Origin of the sequence: Pseudomonas sp. p21 (assembly GCF_001642705.1) — a bacterium.
Lineage (GTDB): Bacteria > Pseudomonadota > Gammaproteobacteria > Pseudomonadales > Pseudomonadaceae > Aquipseudomonas.
Genome location: NZ_LWBV01000001.1, coordinates 261,211 through 279,769 on the forward strand (window position 1 = coordinate 261,211; position 18,559 = coordinate 279,769).

General features: G+C 63.4%; 18 protein-coding genes. 10 read left to right on the forward strand and 8 right to left on the reverse strand.

Going from position 1 to position 18,559, the window contains the following annotated elements; all coding sequences use genetic code 11:
* Window positions 1-103: 103 nt before the first annotated feature.
* Both A4C63_RS01285 and A4C63_RS01290 read right to left on the reverse strand, forming a co-directional pair.
* Complete coding sequence (locus A4C63_RS01285; RefSeq protein ID WP_063911183.1) at window positions 104-1,957, reverse strand: DUF4105 domain-containing protein; 1,854 nt, start codon at window positions 1,955-1,957, stop codon at window positions 104-106.
* Between the two features lie 75 nt (window positions 1,958-2,032).
* A complete protein-coding gene (locus A4C63_RS01290) occupies window positions 2,033-2,521 on the reverse strand; it encodes a DUF3015 domain-containing protein (protein WP_063911184.1) in 489 nt (162 codons plus the stop codon).
* A 253-nt stretch (window positions 2,522-2,774) separates the two neighbouring features.
* Between A4C63_RS01290 and A4C63_RS01295 the strand changes: the two genes are divergently transcribed.
* The 5 genes from A4C63_RS01295 (at window position 2,775) to A4C63_RS01315 (ending at window position 7,543) form a co-directional block, all read left to right on the forward strand.
* Window positions 2,775-5,213: a Lon protease family protein gene (locus A4C63_RS01295; RefSeq protein ID WP_063911185.1), complete on the forward strand. Its 2,439-nt coding sequence runs from the start codon at window positions 2,775-2,777 to the stop codon at window positions 5,211-5,213.
* A 161-nt stretch (window positions 5,214-5,374) separates the two neighbouring features.
* Entirely contained in the window at window positions 5,375-5,713 is a 339-nt protein-coding gene (locus tag A4C63_RS01300) for a hypothetical protein (RefSeq protein ID WP_003247487.1), read from the forward strand.
* A gap of 174 nt (window positions 5,714-5,887) precedes the next feature.
* A complete protein-coding gene (locus A4C63_RS01305) occupies window positions 5,888-6,376 on the forward strand; it encodes a TIGR00645 family protein (protein ID WP_003247486.1) in 489 nt (162 codons plus the stop codon).
* Window positions 6,377-6,534: 158 nt separating this feature from the next.
* Window positions 6,535-6,840 carry a DUF6482 family protein gene (locus A4C63_RS01310; protein WP_012270429.1) on the forward strand — a complete coding sequence of 102 codons (306 nt, stop codon included), beginning with the start codon at window positions 6,535-6,537 and terminating at the stop codon, window positions 6,838-6,840.
* Between the two features lie 85 nt (window positions 6,841-6,925).
* A complete protein-coding gene (locus tag A4C63_RS01315; RefSeq protein WP_063911186.1) occupies window positions 6,926-7,543 on the forward strand; it encodes an FKBP-type peptidyl-prolyl cis-trans isomerase in 618 nt (205 codons plus the stop codon).
* 142 nt (window positions 7,544-7,685) lie between these two features.
* Here A4C63_RS01315 and A4C63_RS01320 read toward each other — a convergent pair whose 3' ends face one another.
* From A4C63_RS01320 to A4C63_RS01330, 3 genes are all read right to left on the reverse strand, one after another.
* Complete coding sequence (locus A4C63_RS01320; RefSeq protein ID WP_003256316.1) at window positions 7,686-7,931, reverse strand: hypothetical protein; 246 nt, start codon at window positions 7,929-7,931, stop codon at window positions 7,686-7,688.
* A gap of 84 nt (window positions 7,932-8,015) precedes the next feature.
* Window positions 8,016-8,357 carry a zinc ribbon domain-containing protein YjdM gene (locus A4C63_RS01325; RefSeq protein WP_009686103.1) on the reverse strand — a complete coding sequence of 114 codons (342 nt, stop codon included), beginning with the start codon at window positions 8,355-8,357 and terminating at the stop codon, window positions 8,016-8,018.
* A 188-nt stretch (window positions 8,358-8,545) separates the two neighbouring features.
* Window positions 8,546-9,514, reverse strand: a complete 969-nt coding sequence (locus A4C63_RS01330) for a polyprenyl synthetase family protein (protein ID WP_063911187.1) — start codon at window positions 9,512-9,514, stop codon at window positions 8,546-8,548.
* Window positions 9,515-9,758: 244 nt separating this feature from the next.
* Here A4C63_RS01330 and rplU point away from each other — a divergent pair, with 244 nt between their 5' ends.
* The 5 genes from rplU (at window position 9,759) to A4C63_RS01355 (ending at window position 13,447) form a co-directional block, all read left to right on the forward strand.
* The gene (gene rplU / locus A4C63_RS01335; protein ID WP_003247466.1) at window positions 9,759-10,073 is read left to right on the forward strand and encodes a 50S ribosomal protein L21; all 315 of its coding nucleotides are present in this window, start codon (window positions 9,759-9,761) and stop codon (window positions 10,071-10,073) included.
* 38 nt (window positions 10,074-10,111) lie between these two features.
* Window positions 10,112-10,369 (forward strand): 50S ribosomal protein L27, encoded by a 258-nt coding sequence (rpmA, locus tag A4C63_RS01340; RefSeq protein WP_046616804.1) that lies wholly within the window; start codon window positions 10,112-10,114, stop codon window positions 10,367-10,369.
* A gap of 189 nt (window positions 10,370-10,558) precedes the next feature.
* Window positions 10,559-11,785, forward strand: a complete 1,227-nt coding sequence (gene cgtA / locus A4C63_RS01345) for an Obg family GTPase CgtA (protein WP_063911188.1) — start codon at window positions 10,559-10,561, stop codon at window positions 11,783-11,785.
* An 85-nt stretch (window positions 11,786-11,870) separates the two neighbouring features.
* Window positions 11,871-12,989: a glutamate 5-kinase gene (proB, locus tag A4C63_RS01350; protein WP_063911189.1), complete on the forward strand. Its 1,119-nt coding sequence runs from the start codon at window positions 11,871-11,873 to the stop codon at window positions 12,987-12,989.
* Window positions 12,986-13,447: a CreA family protein gene (locus tag A4C63_RS01355; protein ID WP_019096697.1), complete on the forward strand. Its 462-nt coding sequence runs from the start codon at window positions 12,986-12,988 to the stop codon at window positions 13,445-13,447. The genes proB and A4C63_RS01355 overlap by 4 nt, the downstream gene beginning before the upstream one ends.
* Before the next feature lie 139 nt (window positions 13,448-13,586).
* Here A4C63_RS01355 and mksF read toward each other — a convergent pair whose 3' ends face one another.
* Genes mksF through mksB form a run of 3 tightly spaced genes read right to left on the reverse strand, consistent with a single transcriptional unit; the run spans window position 13,587 to window position 18,404 of the window.
* Window positions 13,587-16,421, reverse strand: a complete 2,835-nt coding sequence (mksF, locus tag A4C63_RS01360) for an Mks condensin complex protein MksF (protein WP_063911190.1) — start codon at window positions 16,419-16,421, stop codon at window positions 13,587-13,589.
* The gene (mksE, locus tag A4C63_RS01365; protein WP_063911191.1) at window positions 16,418-17,125 is read right to left on the reverse strand and encodes an Mks condensin complex protein MksE; all 708 of its coding nucleotides are present in this window, start codon (window positions 17,123-17,125) and stop codon (window positions 16,418-16,420) included. The genes mksF and mksE overlap by 4 nt, the downstream gene beginning before the upstream one ends.
* Window positions 17,115-18,404: an Mks condensin complex protein MksB gene (gene mksB / locus A4C63_RS01370; RefSeq protein WP_024086237.1), complete on the reverse strand. Its 1,290-nt coding sequence runs from the start codon at window positions 18,402-18,404 to the stop codon at window positions 17,115-17,117. Before mksB ends, mksE begins: the two co-directional genes overlap by 11 nt.
* Between the last annotated feature and the right edge of the window lie 155 nt (window positions 18,405-18,559).

The following is an 18,559-nucleotide window of genomic DNA, read 5'->3' on the forward strand; positions in this document are numbered from 1 at the left end:
GCCCATTCGCGGGCGCGCCCGCTCCCACAGGGTCACCACAGGATTCGAGGCCTGTGCAGTACCTGTGGGAGCGGGCATGCCCGCGAAAGGCCGCAAATCGGCCTCAGTAGTGGTACCACTTCAACTCCAGCATCACCTCGTTCTGCGCCGTAGCCAGGTGGCTGAATTCCCGCGAAGCACTCAGCCGCACTCCCAGGTTCTGGCTGATCTCCCACTGCTGGTTCAAGCTCACACTGCGCCGCACTTCGCCATTGGTGAAATAATCGCCCTTGGCCTCCAGTGTCATGTTGCCCAGCCCGTTGCGCCACAGCAGCCCGCCATTGAAGCCTGCCGCCGGGGCGATGAACTGGGCAAAATCATTGTGGTGCTCGACCCGCACCGTGCCCAGGGCAAAGCCCAGCAATCCGTCGGCCAGTTGCCAGGTGCCGCCGGCCCCGCCGTTCACATGGCTCACCAGCACTTCGTCATCATGCTTGCCCGGCACCCGCTCCAGCCCGCCGGCCACCTGCCACGACCAGGGCTTGAGCAGCTCGTTGCGCGGCGTCAGCGAGCGGATGGTGGCCAGGTCCAGGCGTTGTACCTGCCAGTCGTTACCCTCGTACTGGCGCAGCTTCAGCTGCAAGATCTCGATCTGCGCCCCCAGCGGGAAGCCATAGGCGTTGTCGTTCAGGTCGTGATAGGCCATGCGCAGGCCGTACTCGGCGTAGGCGCGGTCTTCGCGGGTGCCCACGCCCAGCTGCCAGGTGCGCGAGTCGTGGCCGTCCTCGGGCAGGCCCGGGCGCTCGATCTGCAGGGGCGGTGGCGGGTTGCTGTTGATCGCCCGCAGCAGTTCGAAGCTGCGCTTGGCCTGCCCAGGGTCGCGCGCCTGGCCATTGGCGCGGTAACGCTCCAGGCGGTACGCGGCATCCTGCACCAGCGCCTGGCGCTCGCGGGGGAGGGCCTTGAATTCTGGGCTCCGCAGTTGTGCGATGTCGGCGCTTACCGCCAGCACCTGGCGCTTTTCGCCGTGATCGAGTGGCTCGGCCCGGGCCAGCAGTTCACGTTCGCGCGAGGGGCGGTACGTCTCGCTGGCGACCATGCCGGACTGTTTCACGGCCTTCACCGTGTCGGTCGGGATGGCGGTCAGCGGGAACTGCGAGGTCAGGTCCAGGCTCGGCCGGGCCACCTGCAGCAGCTCCAGCAGGCGATACGAGCAGTTTTCGTCGAAGAAGAAGTAGTCGAACTGGATCTGTTTCAACTCCCACACATGCTCGACCATGCGCCCGGTTTCTTCCGGGGTCAGGTCCAGCTGGTACTCCCACAGGTCGCGGTTTTCCAGGCTGCGGTATTCGGACAGTTTTTCCTGGTAGGGCATCAGCGCGAACAGGCCCGGGTAGCCACCCATCAGGCCCTTCCAGGCGTACAGGATGCTGTTGTCGCTGCCTTCGATATAGGCGCCGAAGTTGATCGCGTAGCTCAGCAGCGTGGTGTCGTCGCTGCGGGTATTGGACTGGTCGATGCGCAGCAGGGTGTGGCCGAACATCGATGACGGGCTGTTCAGGTAGGCCGCCGGGAAGATCAGCGCCGCACTGTGCGGATCGATCGACTGGTACCAGGTGGCGAACTCCTGGCAGTCCGGTTGCGGCAAATCGCGCAGGTCGAGCTGTTCGCGCAGCCAGCGGGTGCGCGCCGGGAACACGCACTGGGCGTGCTTGTCGCCGAGGTTGGCCGGGGCGTACAGCGCTTCGACCGTGGCTTGCAGCTCCTGGTCGGGGTGGTGCGCGCCGTCCTTGGCGAGGAAGAACGCATCATCGTCCACATAGCTGCGCCAGCCGCCCAGCTTGGCGGTTTCGTAATGGCCCAGGGCAATCCAGTAAGGGGTGTTGGCCAGTTGCTGGACACGGCCTTGGTCCAGCGCGGGCGCGGCATGAACAGGGGCGCAGGCACACAGCGCCAGGGATATGAAGCGTTTGAGCATATCGGGCAACTACTTCTTGACGATGCCGAAAAAAAGGCGAAACCCGCCCCGGAGCCGGGGCGGGAGCAACCGCACTTAGGCCTCGGTAGCGTATTTGGCCAGGCGTGGGTCGTTCTTCAGAACGGCCAGGGTGTTGCTGTGGACCGTTTCGGCAGTGACGTCGGCACTGCTGAAGATCTGGTTGAAGTGCTGGTGGGTGACCGATGCGAAGTAGCCGCGGTCTTCCGGGGCCACGCCGAGGACCACGGCATAGGTGGTCAGTGCTTCGCCCTGGCCCATGGCCATGTCTTCGGACAGTTCATTCATCATGCCGTTCATGGCGAACCAGGACTTGCCGCCATAGGTCAGCGACGCCTTGGTCGAGCAGCCGTTGGTGCCGGAGGTCATGCCGAAGGTGGCGTTACCGGAGGTGCCGTTGGTGGTGGAAGCCAGGAAGTGTGCCGGCGTGCCGCGCTGGCCTTCGAACAGCATGTTGCCCCAGCCGCAGTTCGGGCCGCCTGGCGCTTCGGCCATGGCGTTGAGTGAGGCCACGGTGAACAGAGTACCCAGAAGAATCCGTTTCATAGCATTTGTTCTCTATTTGACTTAACCAAGGGTCAGGGTTTCTGGCAACTCGGTTGCCAGGTCGGGAAAGCGTTTCACCCACCCGCGCAGCTTGGAGTTTAGGCACGATCTAACGGTTGCGTTGTTGATTGCGAAAAATTTGCTGTTACATGTCCCGCTCCGGCTGCGACATAAAGTCTTGTGGAGCCTTGCAACGCGCGCGCGGGCAGCGCCAGAATGCTGCGTATCTGCCCCGCCGAAGTAAGGAAACCCAATGCCCGATCCTGTCGCTGCGCGCCTGCGTCTCGCGCCTGAAGCCCTGACCCGGCGTTTCTCCCCCGAGCAGTTTGCTTTTACCCATACCGACGATCTGGAGCCGTTTCGCGGAGTCCTGGGCCAGGAGCGTGCTGTCGAGGCCCTACAGTTTGGCGTGGCCATGCCGCGCCCCGGTTACAACGTGTACGTGATGGGCGAGCCTGGCACCGGCCGCTTCTCGTTCGTCAAGCGCTACCTCAAGGCCGAGGGCAAGCGCCAGCAAACCCCGGCCGACTGGCTCTACGTCAACCACTTCGATGACACCCGCGAACCCCGCGCACTGGAATTGCCGTCCGGCAGCGCCGGGGCCTTCATCGCCGACATGAACGGGCTGATCGACAACCTGTTGTCGACCTTCCCGGCGGTGTTCGAGCACCCGTCGTACCAGCAGAAGAAAGGCGCCATCGACCGCGCTTTCAACCAGCGTTACGACCGCGCCCTGGATGTGATCGAGCGCGCCTCGCTGGAAAAGGACGTGGCCCTGTACCGCGACGCCAGCAACGTCGCCTTCACCCCGATGGCCGACGGCAAGGCGCTGGATGAGGCCGAGTTCGCCCAGTTACCGGAAGAGGTGCGCGAGCAGTTCCACGAGGATATCGCCCTGCTCGAGGAGCGCCTGAACGAAGAGCTGGCCAGCCTGCCGCAATGGAAACGCGAGTCGAACAACCAGCTGCGCCAACTCAACGAAGAAACCATCACCCTGGCCCTGCAGCCTTTGCTGGCGCCGCTGTCGGAAAAGTACGCCGAGAACGCTGCGGTCTGTGCCTACCTGCAGTCGGTGCAGCTGAACCTGCTGCGTACCGTGGTCGAGCAACTGGTCGATGACAGCAAGACCGACGCGGCCGCGCGCAAGCTGCTGGAAGAGCAGTACGCTCCAAGCCTTGTGGTCGGCCACCACGCCGACGGTGGTGCGCCGGTGGTGTTCGAGCCGCACCCGACCTACGACAACCTGTTTGGCCGTATCGAATACAGCACCGACCAGGGCGCGCTGTACACCTCGTACCGCCAGCTGCGCCCGGGTGCGCTGCACCGGGCCAATGGCGGCTTCCTGATTCTGGAAGCCGAGAAGATGCTGGGCGAGCCGTTCGTCTGGGACGCGCTCAAGCGTGCGCTGCAGTCGCGCAAGTTGAAGATGGAATCGCCACTGGGCGAGCTGGGCCGGGTGGCCACCGTCAGCCTGACGCCGCAGATGATCCCGCTGAACATCAAGCTGGTCATCATCGGTTCGCGCCAGCTGTACTACGCGCTGCAGGACCACGACCCGGACTTCCAGGAGATGTTCCGGGTACTGGTGGACTTCGACGAAGACATGCCCATGGTCGACGAGAACCTGGAGCAGTTCGCCCAGCTGTTGCGCACCCGTACCAACGAAGAGGGCATGGCGCCACTGACCAGTGACGCGGTGGCGCGCCTGGCCACCTACAGCGCCCGTCTGGCAGAAAACCAGTCGCGCCTGTCGGCCCGTATCGGCGACCTGTTCCAACTGGTCAGCGAAGCCGATTTCATCCGCCAGCTGGCCAGTGACGAAATGACCGACGCCGGGCACATCGAGCGTGCGCTCAAGGCCAAGGCCACCCGCACCGGGCGTGTTTCGCAGCGGGTGCTGGACGACATGCTCGCCGGCATCATCCTGATCGACACCGAAGGCGCGGCCATCGGCAAGTGCAACGGCCTGACCGTGCTGGAAGTGGGGGATTCTGCGTTCGGCATGCCGGCGCGTATCTCCGCCACCGTGTACCCGGGCGGCAGCGGTATCGTCGACATCGAGCGTGAGGTCAACCTCGGCCAGCCGATCCACTCCAAGGGCGTGATGATCCTCACCGGTTACCTGGGCAGCCGCTATGCCCAGGAGTTCCCGCTGGCGATCTCGGCGAGCATCGCTCTGGAGCAATCCTACGGCTATGTGGATGGTGACAGCGCCTCGCTGGGCGAGGCCTGCACGCTGATCTCGGCCTTGTCGCGCACGCCGCTCAAGCAGTGCTTCGCCATTACCGGTTCGATCAACCAGTTTGGTGAAGTGCAGGCAGTGGGCGGGGTCAACGAGAAGATCGAGGGCTTCTTCCGTCTGTGCGAGGCGCGTGGCCTGACCGGTGAGCAGGGGGTGATCATCCCGCGTGCCAACGTTGCCACGCTGATGCTCGACGAGCGCGTGCTGCAGGCGGTGGAGAACGGCATGTTCCACGTGTATGCGGTCAGCCAGGCCGACGAGGCGTTGAGCCTGCTGGTGGGCGAGGAGGCCGGGGTGCTGGATGACAAGGGCCAGTTCACTGAAGGCAGCGTCAACGCTAGGGTGGTGGAGCGCCTGCGTGAGATCGCCGAGATGATCAGTGAGGAAGAAGTCGAGAAGGCGGAGAAGGAACGCCTGGAAGAGGTGATTGCCCAGGCCAAGCCGGCCTGAGTCAAGAAACCGGCGCTGGCGGCGATGTGCTACCGTTCAGCGCCGGTTTTCCATCTTTCGGTACTGTTCTTCTATGCTGGAACTTAAGGACGGTATTAGCGTTCAGGATGGAAACAGCCTGAGGTCCAGGCTGAACAAGGCTTATTGGAGGGGGCGCGGCCATGCGCAATCTCAGCCTCACACGCCAGTGCCTGGGCCTGGTGACCCGCATCGAATGCAGCATCCGTCCGCTGGCCGGGGACAACGGCATGTGGACGTTGCTGTTCGCCGCCGGCATGGCCGGTGAACAACCCTCCGCAATCAAGGCCCAAGGGCCGTTCCATGGGCCGCTGGTGGCCGAATCCGTGCTCAATGCGATTGTCGACAGCCTGACCTTGCATGGGTATCAGGTGGCCGAGGATCCGCAGATCTGGTGTTTGCATCTGCAGGCGCAGTTGCGGCGGATCAATGGCGAGCGGTGCCGGAACCTGGGGGATTACCAGTTTCATCCTGAGACCTGATTGATGCTGGGGGCCGCTTTGCGGCCCATTCGCAGCATACAGGTAACCGCGTCCCCTGTAGGAGCAGCCTTGTGCTGCGAATGGGCTGCATGGCAGCCCCGGGCTTTTGCTGTAACAGGTGGCTGGCTATACTCCGCGTCGCTTTTTTAGTCACCTGATGAGTCCCAATCCTCCATGGAACGTATCCTCGAAAACGCGATGTATGCCTCGCGCTGGCTGCTCGCACCTATCTACTTCGGCCTGTCCCTCGGCCTGCTGGCCCTGGCGCTGAAATTCTTCCAGGAAGTGGTCCACGTCCTGCCCAACGTCTTCGCCCTGAGCGAGGCCGACCTGATCCTGGTAATCCTGTCGCTGATCGACATGTCGCTGGTGGGTGGCCTGCTGGTGATGGTGATGATCTCGGGCTACGAGAACTTCGTCTCGCAACTGGACATCGACGAGAGCAAGGAAAAGCTCAACTGGCTGGGCAAGATGGACTCTTCGTCGCTGAAGATGAAGGTTGCAGCGTCGATCGTGGCCATTTCGTCCATCCACCTGCTGCGGGTGTTCATGGACGCGCAGAATATCTCCACCGATTACCTGATGTGGTACGTGATCATCCACATGACCTTCGTGGTCTCGGCATTCTGCATGGGCTACCTGGACAAGCTGACCAAGCACTGAGCCTTTCAGGCCTCTTCGCAATCCCCGTGGGAGCGGGCAAGCCCGCGAAGAGGCCGGCACGGTCCAACTGACGAGCGGCGTCAGTCATGCCTTGTGCATTCTCCCTTTCTGTACAAAAAATGAGCTCTCATGCGTGGTTCCCATCGCGAGGTGCTCTCATGAACCTGCATCAGCTCAACACCGAGGCCAGGGCTGGCCATGTCGACGAACTGAACCTGATCGCCATCGAAGGCGGTGACTACCTGCTCGAGGCCCGGGTAAAAGGCCACGCCCACCCCCTGTCCGACACCCGTGGTGAACGCTTGCGCGTGCATTCGGTGGAGGATGCGCGCAAGTTGCTGCAAACCATCCCCATGGTCTCGATGAACCTGGTGCACTGGTCGGTGCAGGACGAAATGTGCGGCATGGGCACGCACCCGGAAGAAGACTTGAAGGTGCCGATTTCCCAGCGCTCGGCCTGGTAGCTGCTCGCAGCGCCCCAGTGTGCTAGGCTGCTCGCCCTTTTCATCAAGGGCGCGGCTTCACTGCGCCCTGCAGTGGAGCACGACAATGTCCGAACTCAACCTGTCCACCGACGAAACTCGCGTCAGCTACGGCATCGGCCGTCAGCTGGGCGGCCAGCTGCGCGACAACCCGCCACCAGGTGTCAGCCTGGAAGCCATCCTGGCCGGCCTGACCGACGCCTTCAACGGCGCCGAAAGCCGCGTCAGCGAAGCCGACCTGTCGGCCAGCTTCAAGGTCATCCGCGACGTGATGCAAGCCGAAGCGGCTGCCAAGGCTGAAGCAGCAGCTGCTGCTGGCAAGGCATTCCTGGTCGAGAACGCCAAGCGTGATGGCATCACCACCCTGGCCTCGGGCCTGCAGTTCGAAGTGCTGACCGCCGGCGAAGGCGCCAAGCCGACCCGCGAAGACAACGTGCGCACGCACTACCACGGCACCCTGATCGACGGCACTGTGTTCGACAGCTCCTACGACCGTGGTCAGCCGGCTGAATTCCCGGTGGGCGGTGTGATCGCTGGCTGGACCGAAGCCCTGCAGCTGATGAACGCTGGCAGCAAATGGCGCCTGTACGTGCCGAGCGAGCTGGCCTACGGCGCCCAAGGCGTTGGCAGCATTCCGCCGCACAGCGTGCTGGTGTTCGACGTCGAGCTGCTCGACGTTCTGTAATACCGCTTGGGCCGCTTTGCGGCCCATTCGCGGGTGAACCCGCTCCCACAGGGACCTCACAATGCTTCAGCGCTGTGGGGCCCCTGTGGGAGCGGGTTCATCGTGGCGACGAACCGCCGCGAAGAGGCCGGCCCTGCCAGCCTCAGTTCCAGTCCGTTCCCCCGGGGCGCAACGCCCGCGCATAGCAGAACAGAAACAGATTCCGCACCAGCTCCTTGAGCACCCCCGGTTCACTCGAATTCAACCCGCTCATGTCCAGGTCACCCTGGTCACGCAGCTCGTCGAGCGCTTCTTCTTCAAGCACCGCGCACACTTCGCCGGTTTCCCGATGAAGGATGCGCAGGTAGGGGTGAGGGCGGTCCAGCCAGGCGTCGATCAGATAAGTCATGGCTATTCTCCTTGGATAGCGACTCCAATGAGAATAATTCTTATTAGCTAAATAGCAAGCGCCAATTGGCGTATTTCTGGAAAATCAGACCTTGCGTACGAACTCGGACTTCAGCTTCATGGCGCCGATGCCGTCGATCTTGCAGTCGATGTCGTGGTCGCCGTCGCACAGGCGGATGTTCTTGACCTTGGTGCCGACCTTGACCACCAGGGACGAGCCCTTGACCTTGAGGTCCTTGATCACGGTGACGGTGTCGCCGTCCTGCAGGATGTTGCCAACCGAGTCCTTCTTCACCACCTCGTCGCTGGCCGCTTCGGCATCGCCGCTGGCCGACCACTCGTGGGCGCATTCAGGGCAGATCAGCTGAGTGCCATCCTCATAGGTGTATTCGGAGTTGCATTTTGGGCAGGGTGGCAGAGTGCTCACTTCGGTTCCTCAAACAAACAGACGGGCGGTTAAAAACCCGAATTGTAAAAGGTATTTCTGCGAAAGTGATTATGTCCGGACAAAAGCATTCGCGGGCTTGCCCGCTCCCACAGGGATAGTGCCAGCCTCAAGGGCTGTGCTTGTCCTGTGGGAGCGGGCAAGCCCGCGAATGGAATTGATGCGATCTGTCAGTGAGTACGCGCGACAGCAAACTCGCTCAGCTCGACCAGTGCATCACGATATTCGCTGGCTGGCAGCACTTCCAGGCACTGGATGGCACGCTTCACATAGTCACGCGCAAGCTCCGCCGTGTAGTTCAGTGCACCCGACTCCTCAACCGCCACGCGAATCTGCTCCAGGTTCTCCAGGCCACCCTTCTGGATTGCCTGGCGCACCAGCGCAACCTGTTCGGCGGTGCCTTCGCGCATGGTGTAGATCAGCGGCAGGGTAGGCTTGCCTTCGGCCAGGTCGTCACCGACGTTCTTGCCCAGGGTCTGCGAGTCGCCTTTATAGTCCAGCAGGTCGTCGACCAGCTGGAACGCCACGCCCAGGTGGTCACCGAAGGTACGCAGGGCCTCGCGCTGTTCGTCGCTGGCTTCGGCCAGCGCGGCGGCGCTGTGGGTCGAGGCTTCGAACAGCATCGCGGTCTTGCCGCGGATGACCTCCATGTAGACTTCCTCGGTGGTGCTGGCGTCGCGTACCCGCGACAGCTGCAGCACTTCACCCTCGGCAATCACACGGGTGGCCTTGGACAGGATCTGCATGACCGGCATCGAGCCCAGTTCGACCATCATCTCGAACGAGCGCGAATAGAGGAAGTCGCCCACCAGCACGCTCGGCGCGTTGCCCCACAGGGCATTGGCGGTGGAGCGGCCACGGCGCATGCCGGACATGTCGACCACGTCGTCGTGCAGCAGGGTAGCGGTGTGCAGGAATTCGATGGTGGCAGCCAGCAGGCGCAGGTCGTCGCCTTCGCGGCCCAGGGCCTTGCCACACAGCAGCACCAGCAGGGGGCGCAGGCGCTTGCCACCGGCGGACGTGATATAGTCGCCGATCTTCGATACCAGCGGCACGCGCGAGGTCAGCTGCTTCTTGATGATCTCGTCGACGGCGCTGAAATCATCAGCCACCGCACGGTAGAAGGTTTGGGGTTGCATCGGCTGCTCCAGTGAGGTTGCGCGGCATGCTAGGTCGCGGGTCCCGGTGTGTCAAGGCGCGGTACCAGCGCACCGGGGGCGGCACTTGCAAGCAAAACCGCGGTTGCGTACAATCGCGCACCCTAACTTCCTGGGCAGCACCTGCCTTACGCAATTGCGCCGGGCCGTTCCAGCCCTGTGCAGCCATGCCAGCCAATACTCATCATATAAAGCGCTGGGTGAGCAGGATTATCGGAGAAATACCATGTCTTACGCAGTAATCGTTACCGGCGGCAAGCAGTACAAAGTCGCTGAAGGTGAATTCCTCAAGATCGAAAAACTGGAAGTCGCCACTGGCGAATCCGTGACCTTCGATCGCGTCCTGCTGGTCGCCAACGGTGAAGAAGTCACCATCGGTGCTCCAGTTGTTGCTGGCGCTAAAGTAGTGGCCGAAGTCGTTTCGCAAGGCCGCCACGACAAGGTTCGCATCATCAAGTTCCGTCGTCGTAAGCACCACATGAAGCGTATGGGCCACCGCCAGTGGTTCACCGAGATCAAAATCACCGGTATCCAGGCTTAATCCCCTAGATCCCCTGAATTTATTTGGAGAATTGAACCATGGCTCACAAGAAGGCTGGTGGTAGTACTCGTAACGGTCGCGACTCAGAATCGAAACGCCTTGGCGTGAAGATGTATGGCGGCCAGGCTATCAAGCCAGGCAACATCATCGTCCGTCAGCGCGGCACCGAATTCCACGCTGGCTACGGCGTTGGCATGGGCAAGGATCACACCTTGTTCGCCAAGATCGAAGGCGTGATCAAGTTCGAGAAAAAAGGCGAGTTCATGCGCCGTTACGTGAGCATCGTCGCCGCTTAATCGCGACGTCGCTCCAGAAGCCCCGTCATGCGACGGGGCTTTTTCGTTTGTGGTGAGCCTCTTGCAAAGCTGTTTGTATGGGCTGCCGGCGTGGGTTTCTACGGTCGTACGGGGCCGCCGCGCTCATTTTTGCAAGAGCCTCAGGTTTTTCAGGTATTCAACTCGCCAGCAGGCGAGAGGCGGTTTTGAATGAAGTTTGTTGACGAAGTATCCATTCGGGTCAAGGCCGGTGATGGTGGCAACGGTTGCATGAGCTTCCGTCGCGAGAAGTTCATCGAGAACGGTGGCCCTAACGGTGGTGACGGTGGCGATGGTGGCTCGGTGTACATGGTCGCCGACGAAAACCTCAACACCCTGGTCGACTATCGCTACACCCGTCACCACGAGGCCCAGCGTGGCGCCAACGGTGGCAGCACCGATTGCACCGGCAAGAAAGGCGACGACCTGTTCCTGCGCGTACCGGTCGGCACCACCGTGATCGACGCCTCCACCCAGGAAGTGATCGGTGACCTGGTCACCCCGGGCCAGAAGCTGATGGTCGCCCAAGGCGGCTGGCACGGTCTGGGCAACACCCGTTTCAAGTCCAGCACCAACCGTGCGCCACGCCAGACCACCCCTGGCAAGCCGGGTGAGCAGCGCGACCTGAAGATGGAAATGAAAGTGCTGGCCGACGTCGGCCTGCTGGGCTTGCCGAACGCCGGCAAGAGCACCTTCATTCGCTCGGTTTCGGCCGCCAAGCCGAAAGTGGCCGACTACCCGTTCACCACCCTGGTGCCGAACCTGGGCGTGGTCAGCGTCGACCGCTGGAAGAGCTTCGTCATCGCCGACATCCCTGGCCTGATCGAAGGTGCTTCCGAAGGTGCCGGCCTGGGTATCCGCTTCCTCAAGCACCTGGCGCGTACCCGCGTGCTGCTGCACCTGGTGGACATGGCGCCGCTGGACGAAAGCAGCCCGGCCGATGCCGCCGAAGTCATCGTCAATGAGCTGACCCGCTTCAGCCCGTCGCTGGCCGAGCGTGAGCGCTGGCTGGTGCTGAACAAGGCCGACATGGTCATGGAAGACGAGCGCGACGAGCGGGTCAAGGAAGTGGTTGAGCGCCTGCAGTGGGAGGGCCCGGTGTACGTGATCTCGGCCATCTCCAAACAGGGTACCGAAAAGCTCAGCCACGACCTGATGCGCTACCTCGAAGACCGCGCCGACCGCCTGGCCAACGACCCGGCCTATGCCGAAGAGCTGGCTGACCTCGACCAGCGCATCGAAGACGAAGCCCGTGCCCAGCTGCAGGCCCTGGACGACGCCCGTACCCTGCGTCGCACCGGCGTCAAGAGCGTGCACGACATCGGCGATGATGATGGTTGGGACGATGATTTCGAGGACGACGAAGACGGCCCGGAAATCATTTACGTGCGCGACTGACCGGTTGCAGTACACTAAACGCCGCTCCTTGGAGCGGCGTTTTTGTATCCACGGTATCTACAGATTCGACATAGGTTGGAAGAAGATGCGAAGCAAGGTGACGGGCGCCAAGCGCTGGGTCGTGAAGATTGGCAGTGCTCTGCTGACCGCCGATGGCAAAGGCCTCGACCGCGGTGCCATGGCCGTTTGGGTCGAGCAGATGGTCGCGCTGCGTGAGGCAGGCGTGGAGTTGGTACTGGTCTCCTCCGGGGCCGTGGCTGCCGGCATGAGCCAGCTTGGCTGGACCTCGCGACCGAGTGCGATGAACGAGCTGCAGGCCGCTGCCTCGATCGGCCAGATGCGCCTGGTGCAGGCCTGGGAGTCGAGCTTCGGCGAGCACGGCAAGCACACCGCGCAGATCCTGCTGACCCATGACGACCTGTCCGACCGCAAGCGTTACCTGAACGCCCGCAGCACCCTGCGCACGCTGGTCGACCTGGGCGTGGTGCCGGTGATCAACGAGAACGATACCGTGGTCACCGACGAGATCCGCTTCGGCGACAACGACACCCTGGCGGCGCTGGTGGCCAACCTGGTCGAGGCTGACTTGCTGGTGATCCTCACCGACCGCGATGGCATGTTCGATGCCGACCCGCGCAACAACCCCGACGCCCAGCTGATCTACGAGGCCCGCGCCGACGACCCGGCACTGGATGCCGTGGCCGGCGGTACCGGTGGCGCCCTGGGTCGTGGCGGCATGCAGACCAAGCTGCGCGCCGCGCGCCTGGCCGCCCGTTCCGGTGCCCACACCATCATCATCGGTGGCCGCATCGAGCGCGTGCTGGATCGCCTCAAGGCTGGCGAACGTCTGGGTACCTTGCTGTCGCCCGAGCGCGGCATGCTTGCCGCGCGCAAGCAGTGGCTGGCTGGCCACCTGCAGACCCGTGGCACCCTGGTGCTGGATGCCGGTGCCGTGCAGGCGCTGCGCCAGGCCAACAAGAGCCTGTTGCCGGTTGGCGTGAAGACCGTACAGGGCAGCTTCCGTCGTGGCGAGATGGTGGTGTGCGTCGGCCCGGACGGTGTTGAAGTGGCCCGCGGCCTGGCCAACTACAGCGCGCTGGAAGCGCAAAAGATCATCGGCCAACCATCCGATGTCATCGAAAGCGTGCTGGGCTATATCGCCGAGCCTGAGCTGGTGCACCGCGACAATCTGGTGTTGGTATGAGCCTGTTCAAGCGCGTGATCGGCGTGGCAGCGCTGGTGCTGCCAATGCTGGCCGGGGCTGAGGAAATCGGCCAGGTGTCCACCGTGTTCAAGTTCCTTGGGCCGAATGACCGTATTGTGGTCGAGGCGTTCGACGACCCCAAGGTCGAGGGCGTGACCTGCTACCTGTCGCGGGCCAAGACCGGCGGCGTGAAGGGTGGGTTGGGGCTGGCGGAGGACCGGGCGGAGGCATCGATTGCCTGTCGTCAGGTCGGGCCGATCAACTTCAAGGGTGAGCTGAAGGATGGCGAGGAAGTGTTCAAGGAGCGCACCTCGCTGGTGTTCAAGACCATGCAGGTGGTGCGCTTCCTCGACAAGAAACGCAATACGCTGGTGTACCTGGTGTACAGCGACCGCATGATCGAAGGCAGCCCGCAGAATGCGGTGACCGCTATTCCGATTCTGCCTTGGGCTCATTGATAGCCTGACAGATTGCCGGGAGGCCTTTGGCCTCCATTCGCAGCACAAGGCTGCTCCTACTTGATCGGCGTACGCCAGGCCTTTGTAGGAGCAGCCTTGTGCTGCGAAAGGGCCGCAACGCGGCCCCGATGCACCGATATCAGGCCAATTCCTCGGCCTGATGATCCTCACGCACAACCGCCTTCACCTCATCCCGACGGCTGATGAACTTCCAGTCCGCCTCGTCGATGTAGATGCCATTCGGCCCGCTACCACCTTCCAGGTCGATCGCCACCCGCGCCGACACCTGCGGCTTCACGCTCGCCAGGATCGGCACGAAGCCCAGCTGCAGGCTGGTTTCCAGCAGCGCAGCCTGGTTGCGTTCGTCGATGTCCGCCGCTTCGTCCAGGTAGTACGGCAGGCGGATGCGCCCGGCCAGGTCGCGGTCCATCAGGTGCAGCAACAGGTACATGTTGGTCAGCGCCTTGATGGTCATGGTGGTGCCGTTGGATGCCGCACCGTCGATGTCGGCATGGATCACCGGCTGGCCGTTGACCTTGGTGATCTCGAACGCCAGCTCGAACAGGTCCTTCAGGCCCAGCTGGTTGTGGTTGGCCGCCACCAGCCGTGCCAGGTATTCCTTGGCCTCTTCGTTCTTGTTGTCCTGCTCGGCGCTCTGGGTCAGGTCGAATACCGACAGGGTTTCGCCTTCTTCGTACTGGCCGGCGCTGTGGATGATCTGGTCGATATGCTTGAGCGCTTCCTTGTTCGGCGCCAGCACCACGCGGAAGCTCTCCAGGTTGGATACCTGGCGCCTGTTGATCTCGCGGTTGAACAGGGCCAGCTGGTGCTCGAGGCTGTCGTAGTCGCTGCGGATGTTGCGCAAGGTCCGGGCGATGTCGGTGACCGCGGCGCGGCGGGCCTTGGCCAAGGTCAGGGCTTCGTCGGTGCGGTGCGCGTAGGCGTTCACCAGCAGCTGCAGGCGGCGCTCCATGTCGTCTTCGCTGTCGAACTTGGCCACGCCTTTCAGGCGCACCTGGGCGTACAGCGCCTCGATCTGGTTGTCCACCCGCTGCAGGCTCTGCCAGCTGTCCTGGTAGTCGTTGAGCAGTGGCAGCAGGTTGTCCATCGAGTCGTCGATGGCTTCCATGTACGGTGTGCCGTAGGGCAGGTCGGCCGGCAGCAGCTGGCGACGGCGCAGGGCGTCCTCCAGTGTGCGCTGCTTGGCCTCGAGGTCGCCGATCTGCCGGCCGACCAGCTGCAGCTTGGCCGACAGTTGCTGGACGCGTTCAGTGAAGGCGTCGCTGGAGCGCTTGAGTTCGTCCTGGGCGGCTTCCAGCTGCGACAGCTGTTCCAGCTTCTCGGGCTCTTCGGCGGCCAGGGTTTCGCTGCGGCGGAAGTCTTCCAGCGCTTTCTGCGCGTCCAGTACTTCCTGGTACAGGGCTTCGGTCTGCGCCTTGGAGGCGGAGCGGTCGGCGGCCACGGCTTGCTGGGTCTTGAGCTGCTTCAGCTCTTTTTCCAGGCGCTCTTTCTGATCGCGCAGGGCGGCACGGTCGGCCAGTGCCTGCAGCGCCGGTGGGTCGATGTGCGACAGGTCGATGGACAGGCCTGGGGCTTCGAAGCGTTCGCCCTTGAAGCCGTCGAGCACCGCTTCCAGCGATTTTACCCACAGGTCGCTGTCGTCCAGTTCGATACCGCGGTCACCCAGCGGCAGGCTGAACAGCGCGCCGTTGAACAGGCGCATCAGGCGGTCGACGTCCTGCTGCGAGAACTCTTCGCGCAGGCGGGCGTAGCTGTTGTTGTCGGCGTGGTCGAGCTGCTGCTTGACCTGCTTCAGGCGCTTTTCCAGGTCGCGCACGCGTTCGTCCAGGTCTTCGGCGCTGAACTGCCGCGACTGGGCCAGGGCACCGGCCAGTTCGTCGTGGGCGTCCTTGGCCGCCAGCAGTTGCTGCTCCAGCACCTTGACGTCATCGACCAGGGCGAAGCGGTGCTTGAGCACCGACAGCTCGCCCAGCCAGCGCTGGATACCGGTGATTTCACGCTCCAGGCGCATCAGCTCCTGGGTGCCGCCGCGCTGGTCGTTCTGCAGGCGGTCCTGCTCGCCACGGTAGTGCTCGGCCTGGATCACCAGCTCTTCCTTGCGCGCCATGGCGTATTCCTGCCAGGTGCCCAGCAGGGTGTCGAGCACTGGCGAAATGCGGTGCAGCTTGCCGCGCAGGATGTCGCGCTGGGCCACGCCACCGGCCAGGGCCTCGACCAGCGGGCCGGCGGCGACCAGGGCGTTGTAGTCCTGCTCCATGCGGCGCACGTCGCGGAAGGCTTCCTCGCAGGCGGCGATGTAGTCGACGCTGCCGGAGCGCAGGCTGTGCTCGAAGGCATCGAGGAACAGTTGCTTGAGCTTGGCGGCGGTGATTTCGCGCATGTGCAGCAGGTTGATGAACAGTGCGCGGAAGGTTTTCAGGCTTTGCTCGCTGGTCGAGCGCAGCGGGATCATGGTCAGGTCCAGCGGCACCGAGGTGTGGCCACCGACCAGCAGACGACGCAGTTCATCCGGCTTCAGCTCGTAGGCCTTGATGCCGAGGCGCTCAAGGTTGGTGAACAGCTCTTTCTGGCGCAGGCAGGTGTCGTTCTTCTGGTAGTGGGCCAGGTCCAGTTCGCCCTTGTAGGCAAAGAACTGGTGGCCGAAACCGCCGCCCGGGCCGCGGCCAACCACGCCGATCACGTGCGGGCCGTGGGGCAGGCTCAGCTCGCAGAGAATGTACGAGGTGTCGCTGGCGAAGTAGAAGCGGCGCGACTGCTCGAGGCTGTACTTGCCGAAGCTCATGTCCGACATGCGCGCCAGGATAGGGAATTGCAGGGCGTTGATCGACGCCGATTTACCCAGGTTGTTGGCACCGTATACCGACAGCGGGTGTTCCAGCGGGAACAGGCCGAGGCTGTAGCCGGCGGTGTTGAGCAGTGCGAAGCGGCGGATGCCGTAGCGTTCCTGGCTCATGCGTCAATCTCCTGTTGCTCTTCGCGGATGGCCCGGGCCAGGGCTTGCTCTTCGCTTTCCTCGCCCTCGAACGGGCTGAGGTCGAGCGGGTCGTCGGTGCGGTTGAGTTCTTCGGGGCTTTCTTCCTCGACCAGTACCGGGGTCGGCAGCGGCAGGTCGCTGTGCAGGGTGGCCGCCAGGTCGCGGTCCTGCTGCACGGCCAGGCACACGTCGAGGAAGCGGTGCATCGGTGGCAGGAAGCGGTAGATGCCGCCTTCCTCGAAGGCGAAGCCGAGTTGGGTCATGCGGCGCAGGATTTTTTCTTCCAGCTCGTCCACGGTCTGCACTTCGGCCTGCAGGAACAGGTCGCGGTACTTGTCCAGCAGCGAGGGCAGTTCGTCACGGCCGATGCTGCCGCCATCGAGCACGGCCATCGGGTCGCGGCCCTGGTCGGCCAGGTGTTCGACCAGGATGAAGGTGAACAGCGACAGGCGCTGCGCGGTCTTGTTGACCTGCGCGGCGGTCATGTCCGGCACGAAGTAGTAGAAGCCACGGGTGTCGCACACCAGTTCGAAGCCCAAGGCCTTGAACAGGGTGCGGTACTGGTCCTGGAAGTTCGACAGCTGGGCGTACAGCTCGGGGTCGCGGCGGCTGACGTGGAAGCCTTTGAACAGCTCGCGGAAGATCGGCGCGAGCTGGGACAGTTCGGAAAGATCAAGATGCATGGGCTGGGCTCGCGTTGGATTCGGTAGGCGCGCTGGCGGCGTCTTCGCGGCTGGAAGTCAGGGCGAACGAGCGCAGGCTGACCAGGTGTTCCTGGGTGATGTACTCGCGGCGGTCGAGGCGTTCGCGCTTGAAGCGCTTTTCCCGCGACAGGCGCGAGAACCAGTACAGCAGCTCGTCGGTGGCGCCTTCGGGTTCCTGCTCCAGCAGCCAGACCATCAGGTCGGGCAGCGGCAGGGCCTGTTCGCAGCGTTCGGCCATTTCCTTGACCGTGCGCGGTGCACGGGGCAGGGCGCCGGACTGGGTCTTGTGGGCCTTGGGGAAGCGCGCCGGCTTGGGCTCGAAGCGGGCCAGGGCGTAGACATAGGCCTCGACCTGGCTGGCGCTGCCGAGGAAGGTGCTTTGCGGGCGGGTGAACATCGGCATGGCCGCTTGCGGCACGGCGTCGATGCCCTTGCGCCGGATCACCGACAGGGCCAGTGCGGCGCCACGGGTCACGGCGTTGTGCCGGCGGGCCTCTTCGCGCAGCGGCAGCAGCAGTTCGCGGGCGTGGCGCAGGGTCAGCTGAGCGCTGGTCTGCATTTCCAGGATGCGCGCGTGGGTGCGCAGCAGCATGTCGTCGTCGACCAGGTGGCCCAGGCGCGCCTGTTCACCCAGTAGCTTCAGCAATACGGTTTCGACCTTGCGTACGCCCTGTTCGAAGGCGCCGTCGGCGTTGACCAGCTGGATCATCGGTTCGACATACTCGTCCCAGGTCGCCAGTACTTCGGCATAGCGCTGGCGCAGCGGGATCTGGCGGTTGCTGGTCTTGGCCCGCTCGGCCACGGCCACCAGTGCCTGCTCGTCGTTGTCGAGTTTCTTCAGTACATCGCGCACGCGCATGTCGAGCAGGCGCAGCTGGCGCGCCAGGTCGTCGCTGTCGCGGTTGTCGAAGGCGTCCTGGATATGCCCGGCCAGGCGTTCCAGGTGGCGCAGGTAGGCTTCGATCTCCAGGCACAGGCCCAGCCGGTGTTCGCGGCGCAGGTAGGCGAGGAAGTCGTGGATTTGCGCGTTGAGCTCGAAACGGTTCGGGCTCTTGGCCACCGGGACCAGGATATCCAGACGGATCCACACGTCGAGCAGCTGGGTGATGTCCTGCGGGGTGCTTTCGACCTGCTGGCGGGCCACATGCTGACGCAATTCGACCAGGCTCAGGGTGCCCTGGTCGAAACGCTCGCACAGTGGCTCGATCAGGGCCCAGTGTTCGGCTAGGGCGCGCAGGACGCGCTTGGGTTCGATCATTGGCTTCGACTCGTTGCCAAGAAAAAGGGGGCGATTGTACTGCATCCGGGGGGGAGGTTTTCACCCCTTGGTCTGTAATGGGGGATAACCCTTGCTTTGATGAGGGTTTCACTGGCCCTTTCGCGGGCACGCCCGCTCCCACAGGTACTGCACAC

Bases quoted from the DNA above. Each gene is read 5' to 3' on its own strand.
- A4C63_RS01285 (WP_063911183.1), bottom strand. From the start codon at position 1,957: ATGCTCAAACGCTTCATATCCCTGGCGCTGTGTGCCTGCGCCCCTGTT.
- A4C63_RS01290 (WP_063911184.1), bottom strand. From the start codon at position 2,521: ATGAAACGGATTCTTCTGGGTACTCTGTTCACCGTGGCCTCACTCAAC.
- A4C63_RS01295 (WP_063911185.1), top strand. From the start codon at position 2,775: ATGCCCGATCCTGTCGCTGCGCGCCTGCGTCTCGCGCCTGAAGCCCTG.
- A4C63_RS01300 (WP_003247487.1), top strand. From the start codon at position 5,375: ATGCGCAATCTCAGCCTCACACGCCAGTGCCTGGGCCTGGTGACCCGC.
- A4C63_RS01305 (WP_003247486.1), top strand. From the start codon at position 5,888: ATGGAACGTATCCTCGAAAACGCGATGTATGCCTCGCGCTGGCTGCTC.
- A4C63_RS01310 (WP_012270429.1), top strand. From the start codon at position 6,535: ATGAACCTGCATCAGCTCAACACCGAGGCCAGGGCTGGCCATGTCGAC.
- A4C63_RS01315 (WP_063911186.1), top strand. From the start codon at position 6,926: ATGTCCGAACTCAACCTGTCCACCGACGAAACTCGCGTCAGCTACGGC.
- A4C63_RS01320 (WP_003256316.1), bottom strand. From the start codon at position 7,931: ATGACTTATCTGATCGACGCCTGGCTGGACCGCCCTCACCCCTACCTG.
- A4C63_RS01330 (WP_063911187.1), bottom strand. From the start codon at position 9,514: ATGCAACCCCAAACCTTCTACCGTGCGGTGGCTGATGATTTCAGCGCC.
- rplU (WP_003247466.1), top strand. From the start codon at position 9,759: ATGTCTTACGCAGTAATCGTTACCGGCGGCAAGCAGTACAAAGTCGCT.
- rpmA (WP_046616804.1), top strand. From the start codon at position 10,112: ATGGCTCACAAGAAGGCTGGTGGTAGTACTCGTAACGGTCGCGACTCA.
- cgtA (WP_063911188.1), top strand. From the start codon at position 10,559: ATGAAGTTTGTTGACGAAGTATCCATTCGGGTCAAGGCCGGTGATGGT.
- proB (WP_063911189.1), top strand. From the start codon at position 11,871: ATGCGAAGCAAGGTGACGGGCGCCAAGCGCTGGGTCGTGAAGATTGGC.
- A4C63_RS01355 (WP_019096697.1), top strand. From the start codon at position 12,986: ATGAGCCTGTTCAAGCGCGTGATCGGCGTGGCAGCGCTGGTGCTGCCA.
- mksF (WP_063911190.1), bottom strand. From the start codon at position 16,421: ATGAGCCAGGAACGCTACGGCATCCGCCGCTTCGCACTGCTCAACACC.
- mksE (WP_063911191.1), bottom strand. From the start codon at position 17,125: ATGCATCTTGATCTTTCCGAACTGTCCCAGCTCGCGCCGATCTTCCGC.
- mksB (WP_024086237.1), bottom strand. From the start codon at position 18,404: ATGATCGAACCCAAGCGCGTCCTGCGCGCCCTAGCCGAACACTGGGCC.